Genomic DNA, 7,864 nt, shown 5'->3' with positions numbered 1-7,864 from the left:
CCAGAGCCGCAGGTCCGCCGCCGTCAACCCGTCCGCGATCTTCAGGCTTGCCGACATGCTCACCCCCACTCCCGGTGGAGCTTCAGTGAATCATGCTCGCTATAATTTGGGAAGCCCCTGCGACCCGAGAGTCAGTTCAGGCGTGAGCCGGTATCACAAGCTAGGGGAATCCCCTTTCATTCCTTGAATATCAACAGACCCTAGTGCCCCGCCCACCTCCCCGGCCCGCACTATGCCGGGCACATAGGATGGCAGGCGCACGCCCTCGACCATCGCGTCCGCTAGGCCGGCGCCGCCGTGGACCCGGCCGGCGACGCGCCGCAGCCATGGGCGCAGCAGACCGCCGGACGGCAGCAGCGCATCGACGAAGCGCAACGCGTCGTCGAGCGGGACTCCGGCTTCCAACAGTACGGCCAGTTCGCCTACCATCTGGGCCAAGCCGCGCAACGGCAGGGTGGGGCCAGCGGACGGAAGGGCGGCGGGCGCGTCAGCCCGCTCCACCTCAATGGGGAAGCATCCGCTATCCTGCACGTGGGCGACGGCAGTGGCGTGGTTCTCCGCCATGGTTTCGGCCTCGACCACGCGGCCGTCGGCGGCCAGAGCCCGGTACCGGAAGCGGAGCATGCCGTCAGCCTTCGCGTGTTGCTTGCACGATTTCTTCGATTGTTGTGATGCCCTCTAGAACTTGGCGCACGCCATTTTGGTACATGGTTTCCATGCCTCGAGCAACAGCCGCTCGTTCGATTGCCTCAGCATCGCAGTGGGCGAGCATGCTGCGGCGTAACTCGCCATCCAGCGGCAGCAGTTCCAGGATTGCCGTGCGACCAAGGAAACCGGTGCCGCCGCAGTGCGTGCAGCCGACCGCCCGGAAGATCCGCGCCCCCGCTGTCTCCCCCTGCGGTGCCAGACGTTTGGTGACAGCGTCGGCCATCGGGTGCGGTTCGCGGCAGTGCCGGCACAGACGGCGCACCAGCCGCTGGCCGACGATGCCGTTGATGGTGGAAGCCAGCAGATAGTCCTCGCACCCCATCTCCAGCAAGCGCGGGATTGCCGCCGCCGCGCTATTGGTGTGCAGCGTGGACAGAACCAGCCGACCGGTGAGCGCCGCCTGGATGGCGATCTGCGCGGTTTCGCCGTCGCGCACCTCGCCGACCATCAGGATGTTGGGGTCCTGGCGCAGGAAGGTGCGCAGGACGCTGGCGAAGGTGCGCCCGATCTGCGGCTGCACCTGCACCTGAACGACGCCATCGAACTGGTACTCTACCGGATCCTCGACCGTCAGGATCTTACGCGACGCTCGGTTTAGGTGATTAAGCGACGCGTAGAGCGTTGTCGTCTTGCCCGATCCTGTAGGGCCGGTGATCAACAGAATGCCATTCGGCCGGTCGAGCAGGTCGAGGTATCGCCGTTCCAACTCCGTCTCGAAGCCGAGCGCTGCGAAGTCGAGCGCCAATTCACCACGGTCGAGGATGCGCAGCACCACGCTTTCTCCGGTCAGAGCAGGCAACGTTGCCACGCGCAGGTCGATGTCGCGTCCGCGGAACGGAAGGCGTATGCGCCCGTCCTGCGGCAACCGCCGCTCGGCGATGTCGAGTTGCGCCATGATCTTGATGCGCGACACCACGGCGGCGCGCAGGTGGGCCGATACCGGTGGCTCGTCGCGCAGCTCCCCATCGATTCGGCAGCGCACCCGCAGGGCGCCCTCCTGCGGCTCTAGGTGTATGTCGGAGGCGCGCAGCTCGACCGCGCGCGCAATCAGGCGGTTGACCAGTTGCACCACCGGCGCCTCACCGGCTAGATCTTTAAGGCGGGCGACATCGTCATCACCATCGTCGTCGCGCCGCGGCTGCGATGGTTCGGCGTGGTACAGGCGCTCAAGGGCCGCCTCCAGCTCGCTCGCCACGGCGACAGCCGGGGTCACTGGACAGCCTAGCTGGAACGACAGCGCCTGCACCGGGAAGGGGTCGGCGGGATCGGCAATCGCCAGCAGCTGCGCACCGTCCCGTTCGCCGAGAGGCAGCACGCGATGGTGCCTGAGGAAGCGGGGATTGACGCGGTCGGCCAGGACCGGCTCATCAGGAAAGGCAGTGGCCTCCACAGAGGGTAGGCCGAAGTGGTGAGAGTAGGCCCGAACCAGATCGCGCTCCGATACCAAGCCCAGGCGGAGGGCGATTCGGTCGAGTCGCTCACCGGTGTCGTGCGCCAACTGCTCAGCCCGCACCACATCGTCCGGCGCCACCGTTCCGATCTCTGCCAACGCTTCCGCGAAACGGTCCAGCGCGTTCCCCTTCACCACGTTCATGCCGGCTCACGCTGCAAGCACGGGACCGTATAGCCACGTTAGCCAGCCGGCCAAGGCCAGATGGCTGCCCAGCGGCATCGCGTCGTGGCCGAACACCTGCCGCCCAGTGACCCGGCTGGCCCCCGTCACTACCGCTAGACCGGTGAGCGCCGCGACCGCCACTACCGACGGCAAGCCCTGCCAGCCGAGCCACGACCCCAAGGCCGCCAGAAGTTTGGCGTCGCCGCCACCCAACCCATCGCGCCCGCGCAGGCGTCGATACCCTGCGGCCAGCGCAGTGAACACGCCCCATCCCAGCACGGCACCGAACACACTGTCTACCAGCAGGGATGGAAACCACATGGCGGTGACGCCGACGCCGGCCAGCCCCAGTGGTAGGGTCAGGGTGTCGGGCAACAGCATTTGTCGCCAGTCGGTCAAAGCCAGCGCGAGCAGGGACCAACCGAGCAGGCAGCTCGGCCAAAGCAGCAGTTGCGGAACCACCGCCGCAGCCCACAGTACCACCGCGACAGCGGCAGCAGCGGCCGTCGCGCAAGGCGCTGTCAAATTGCGGCAGCCCACCTCCCGCATCTGCACATCATCCACTGGCGGACGCACGGACAGCGCCCCCGCCACCCCACCCGCGAAGGGAGCTGCTAGGAGCGGCAGTAGAGCGGGATCAACGAGAACGTCCAGAATTTCCTCCACAATCATGAGCAGAGCAATGGTGCGCACAACCCGAGAGGCGCCGTTATCTGGCTCTATGTTCTGAATAAGCGAGAATCGCGTTTGGTTCTAACAATGTCAACAACAGTGGCGATGGCACTTGGTGATCTTGCCCCGGTTCGGTGAACCGCAGTTCACCGAACCACCGGTGACGGCGACAAGGTCAAGGTGCTCTGTGGAATGGCGAATGTTGGGGGGCATCGGGCCCCTTCGGCGCAGCCACCATGCCGCTAGACCGCGCCCTCAATTACGTCGCCAATGAGCCGGACTTCTGGATCCACGCCTGATCCGACACACCGTAAAATTAGCCAAAGTCCAGTTTAGGAAATCCGGTCCCGGAATCGATTAGAATCCCGGGCCTAGCCGCCGATAATCTCGGGCCGTTAAAATTACCCGACGATGCCGCACACTTTCCTTCAACGATGCGGTCAGAAAGGGTTATTCTACCTGTAGTCTAGAAGTTAGATGGGGCATGCACGTGCGGAAAGAATGCAACGACATAACGCTTCAGCGTGCCTACTATGCCCGAACGGCGTCGCAGTACGACTCACGCCATGTTGACCCGCACGACGGTCATCATTTGGCACTGTCGATCCTGAGCGGCCTGATCGACCAGACAGAGGCTGCGAGCGTGCTGGACGTGGGGAGCGGCACGGGCCGGGCGGTGCGCTATCTGAAGCTACGTCATCCCGGGGTGCGTATCGTCGGCATTGAGCCGGTGGACGAACTGCGGACCGTCGGGCATCGGAACGGCCTGGGCTTGGACGAGCTGATAGAGGGCGACGCCACAGCCCTCCAGGCTGCGGACGATTCATACGACATCGTCGCCGAATTTGGAGCCCTGCATCATATCCTTGACAGCGAACGAGCCGTTCGGGAAATGGTCCGAGTAGCGCGCCATGGCGTGTTTCTGTCCGACAGCAACAACTTCGGGCACGGGATGCCCTTAACCCGGATTGCGAAGCAGATGTTGAACGCGCTTAGGCTTTGGCCACTGGCCGACTATATCAAGACCCGCGGGAAGAGGTACACCCTGTCCGAAGGAGATGGCCTCGCCTACAGCTACTCCGTTTTCAACAGCGAAGCCTTCCTGCGACAGAAGTTTCCAAACGTTCTGTTCTTCGGCCTCTCCGCATCATCCGGAAATCTCTACCGTACGGCGTCGCATGTCGGCGTTTTCGCCCACCGCTAACTTTAGATTACCTTTCTCTGCCGAAAAGATTATGCAGAAATGCCGAGCCGAACAAGGCGGTAGACATTGTAGACGACACCTCTGAGCAATGCTCGAGACCATTGCGTGAGATCAGTGCGGGCGGATAGGGCGCTGAGAACAGCGCGATAAGTGTCAGCTAAACAACGCCAAGAGACGATTATCGGTGGTCGTTGGCATGAACGGGCGGCCTGACACCTATCGTGCTTCTCGCCCGTCCTATGGAGTGTCGGGGTCACTACACGAAAGTGCATAAATTGTCCGGCAGGGGTTAAGCGTCCGACAAACCAACGTTTTCCGGCCACGCTGAGAGTGTCCGGAAACGCCCGAGAACGACGGGATTTCGGACAAGTTGATAGACGGACGGGAATCCGGACACCATTATGATGACCGTTCATTCTGTGTTCTCACATCCCGGACAATCTGCGCACTTTCGTGTAGTGACCCCGTGTCCGCTAAATGCTTCGACACTCCCGCTGAGTTTCCTTCAGAAGCCAAGCGGCGAGCCCAGATCGATGACGTGCGACCTGTCCGGTTCAGAGAAGATAATCCGCTGGCTGTGGGCTTCCATGTTGCGCGACGCGAACAGAGTCTCCAGTGCATCCCTTTCGTCCAACCACTCCGACACCGCGTGGCCCCTCTTGTGCGCCTTCTCGCGATCGCTCACCCGCTTCTGGTCAATGCTTTGGACAGGGTAAGTAAAGTGCAGGGTGAAAGGCTTGTCCCCGCGAGCCTCGAACAGCATCTCCAGCGTCGCGCGCTCAGGGTTGCCATGTTCGCCGTCCCCGGAAAAGACGTAGTGGTCGGCGGTCACCCGCTCGAAGAAAATCCTTTCCATGTTGTTCGAGCTGCCGTGATGCGGCACCTTGAGGACGTTCACATGGAGCGAGCCTTCGGAAGGCAGATGCCCAGCAAGTTCCAGTCCTTCCAGGATTTTGTCGCCACGGGCGTCGCCGGTGAGGAGTATTTTCCGGCCGTTCATCTCGACCAGCAGAACGATGCTGGATAGATTCGGCACGGATTTGTCGGCGAAAGCCGCCAAGGCCGCCTCCGCATCCCTGCGCCGCCGTCTCTGTTCCCGCAGCCATTCGGTGAATTTTTTTCGCAACGCCTCCAACTCCGCCTCCATGGGGCCGATCACGGTGACGGTCAGCCCGCCGTCCAGCGTCAGCGGCTCTTCGCCCTGTTTCGCTACGATCAGCGCGTTCTCGAACTGCGGATTGATGGCAATCTCCAGCGCCTCGGCATCGCTGCGCAGCCGGTGTCCCTGCTCGACACTGGCCAGGATCCTGGCCGCGTCGGGCTCAATGTCCCCGTGTTCCGGCGGCTGCCCGTTCAGAGCGGCGGTTCCGAACTGTGCGGTGATGGACGCGCTCGTCTCTTTCTGGCTGTTGCCGATGAGGTCGTCGAAGCTGTTGTGCCAGCATCCCAGGATATGGATCGGGACCTGCCGCCGCGACGCGCGCGTGGCAAGCAACTGTCCGGTCATGTCAAGGATGCCGTGGATGTGGTCGTCGTCGATATGGCTGACGCAAAGTACGTCCACCGGGAGGACATCGTCTTCGGACAGGCCGCGTGCGTTCCTGATCTCCTCCAGCCGCGGTGCGAGATGTGGCGTGAAGACGTTCGCCGGACCGCCGTCGATCAGCATCAGCCGCGGATCGCTGGGCTCGCCCCAATGAAGCAGCATGCAATCGCCCTTTCTCGCAGGGCGCACGTCCAGGCTGAAGATCATTCCCATCTCCCTAATAGCCGCGGCCTCAAACGCTCTGGAATGCCCGAAGCACGTCCAGCATTCCATGCCCCTGAAAGCTCCGCTCACGCCCCAGGTCGGTTGCACTGTTGCAAATGATTTCCTTGATGCGTCGGGGGCGGCCGATCAATTCGGAATAGCGGGCCATCAACATGGCGGCGGCCCCGCTAACGTGCGGCGCCGCCATGCTGGTGCCGTCCATCTGGCCCCAGTTCGCCTCCGGCAGTGGCCCCTCGATACGCTCTCCGGGAGCGACCAAGTCAGGCTTCATCCGGCCGTCGCCAGTCGGGCCGCGGCTGGAGAAGAAGCTGACGCCGTAGGTGTGGGGCCAATGGCGGTGCGTGGCGCCCACGGTGATAACGCCTTCGGCGTTTCCGGGGTCGGTGATGCTGAAGGCCGCGTAACTGTCGAAGGAGCCATCCAAGGTTTCGAAGCTCTTGTAGCCGTGGTTGCCGGCCGCGGCGACGACCACGATGCCGCTGTCCACCAGCCGTTCGCATTCCTCGCACACGGGCGTCCGCCCGCAGGCGTAATTGCGGACGTCGTGCGGAATCGAAAGGCTGAGATTGACGCCGTGGACGCTCATGAACCGGTTGCGCTCGTTCAGATGACGCAGGAACTGAAGCGCGGCGATGACGGAGAACTCGGTGTCGGCCTCCGTCCGAGCAAGCACCCGAAGATCGATCAGCCGGATGTCCGGGCACATGCCACTCTGAAAGCCTCTTTCCTCAGCTTTGCCTTGATCGGCTCCAATGATGCCGGCGACGTGGGTGCCGTGCTCGCTCCTGGGCGGCGTGTCGGTCTTGAGCTTGACGAATTTCTCCACCTGCCCCCAGTGCACCGGCCGGTTCTTGCGCGCGTCCTCCGCTAGTTCCTTCAGGTGAGCGACCGCTTCATCCGCGGTGGGCGGGTTGGCCAAGCTTTCATTCAGCAGCTCCGCCACCCGCTTGCGCCGCGTCATCTCGTTCAGATTGTCCAAGCTGATAATCTGGCGAATCTTGCTGAAGTCATAGCTGTCCTTTACCCGTGAGTTGCCGACGCCGTCCTGGAAGACCGGGTGTTTCGCGTCGATCCCGGAGTCCACCACCGCCCAGACGATCTCCTTGCATGACACGTTGAACAGGGTGCGGGCAGCATCTGCCTTCACTGCGGGTATGGACTTCTCCAGGGCGGGGACGGCGCGGCGATTCAGCGACACCTGCCAGACCAGCGCTGCGTCATCGGGGCTGGGAAGACGTATGTTTGTCCAGTCGAGGGCGAGCAGGCGCTCTGCCACCGCGTCTCCGCGGATCTGGCCCAGCAGCTTGCCCAATGCCTCGGCGGGGGATGGCACCCGGCTGCTCCGGGATCGGGAGGACGGCCCTGTGGACGCCCAGTGGATGATGCCCGCCAGAGCGATCAGGCGTTCGCGCGAAGTAAGGACCGTTCCTGTCTCGGGCTTCCGGCGAGATGCCGAACGGGGCGCATCGATCAGCACCTGCGCCGTTTCGATAAGGTAATCCACGATGTGAGCGATCCTTCCGGCGTCATAGCCGTCCAGCAGACCGCCCTCGATTCGCTCGGCACGCCACCAATGCGTCATCGGCAGGACGTGCAGCAGCACGTCGGACAGGGTAAGGCGTGCCGCCACGATGCCCTGTAGGTAGGCTATGTCTGCCTCCGGCGCTTTGCCCCTACGCATTTCCAGCCGACACGCAAGATCCGCGGCCACAAGGCCGGCAGGCTGCGTCTGGTAAGGTCCGATCAGCAGATCCTGCGGCTGTTCCGGTTTGTCGGCGAAGGCGATCCAGACATCGCCAAGGATCGGGGTTTCCTGAAGCTGGCGCCGGTCGTCGATGGGACCGAGCAGGATGAATTCCACCAGCTTCCGCGGAATACGTACGGTTGCCATCGC

At 63.2% G+C, this 7,864-nt stretch carries 6 protein-coding genes; 1 reads left to right on the top strand and 5 read right to left on the bottom strand.

The features are described from left to right. Nucleotides 1-153: 153 nt before the first annotated feature. Genes FZ029_RS31160 through FZ029_RS31150 form a run of 3 tightly spaced genes read right to left on the bottom strand, consistent with a single transcriptional unit; the run spans nucleotide 154 to nucleotide 3,016 of the window. Nucleotides 154-624, bottom strand: coding sequence for a type II secretion system F family protein (locus FZ029_RS31160; RefSeq protein WP_149273908.1), 471 nt, complete (start codon nucleotides 622-624; stop codon nucleotides 154-156). 4 nt (nucleotides 625-628) lie between these two features. Continuing rightward, the gene (locus tag FZ029_RS31155; RefSeq protein WP_149273906.1) at nucleotides 629-2,302 is read right to left on the bottom strand and encodes an ATPase, T2SS/T4P/T4SS family; all 1,674 of its coding nucleotides are present in this window, start codon (nucleotides 2,300-2,302) and stop codon (nucleotides 629-631) included. A gap of 6 nt (nucleotides 2,303-2,308) precedes the next feature. Continuing rightward, complete coding sequence (locus FZ029_RS31150) at nucleotides 2,309-3,016, bottom strand: A24 family peptidase (RefSeq protein ID WP_149273904.1); 708 nt, start codon at nucleotides 3,014-3,016, stop codon at nucleotides 2,309-2,311. Between the two features lie 463 nt (nucleotides 3,017-3,479). Between FZ029_RS31150 and FZ029_RS31145 the strand changes: the two genes are divergently transcribed. Further along, nucleotides 3,480-4,199: a class I SAM-dependent methyltransferase gene (locus FZ029_RS31145; RefSeq protein WP_149273902.1), complete on the top strand. Its 720-nt coding sequence runs from the start codon at nucleotides 3,480-3,482 to the stop codon at nucleotides 4,197-4,199. A 505-nt stretch (nucleotides 4,200-4,704) separates the two neighbouring features. Here FZ029_RS31145 and FZ029_RS31140 read toward each other — a convergent pair. After that, the gene (locus FZ029_RS31140; RefSeq protein ID WP_149273900.1) at nucleotides 4,705-5,952 is read right to left on the bottom strand and encodes a hypothetical protein; all 1,248 of its coding nucleotides are present in this window, start codon (nucleotides 5,950-5,952) and stop codon (nucleotides 4,705-4,707) included. A gap of 25 nt (nucleotides 5,953-5,977) precedes the next feature. Further along, nucleotides 5,978-7,861, bottom strand: a complete 1,884-nt coding sequence (locus FZ029_RS31135; RefSeq protein WP_149273898.1) for a S8 family peptidase — start codon at nucleotides 7,859-7,861, stop codon at nucleotides 5,978-5,980. Nucleotides 7,862-7,864 lie beyond the last annotated feature (3 nt).

Source organism: Azospirillum sp. Sh1 (assembly GCF_008365135.1).
GTDB classification, from domain to species: Bacteria; Pseudomonadota; Alphaproteobacteria; order Azospirillales; family Azospirillaceae; genus Azospirillum; species Azospirillum oryzae.
The sequence above is the reverse complement of the archived record's forward strand: the minus strand, read 5'-3'. Positions and strand labels throughout refer to the sequence as shown.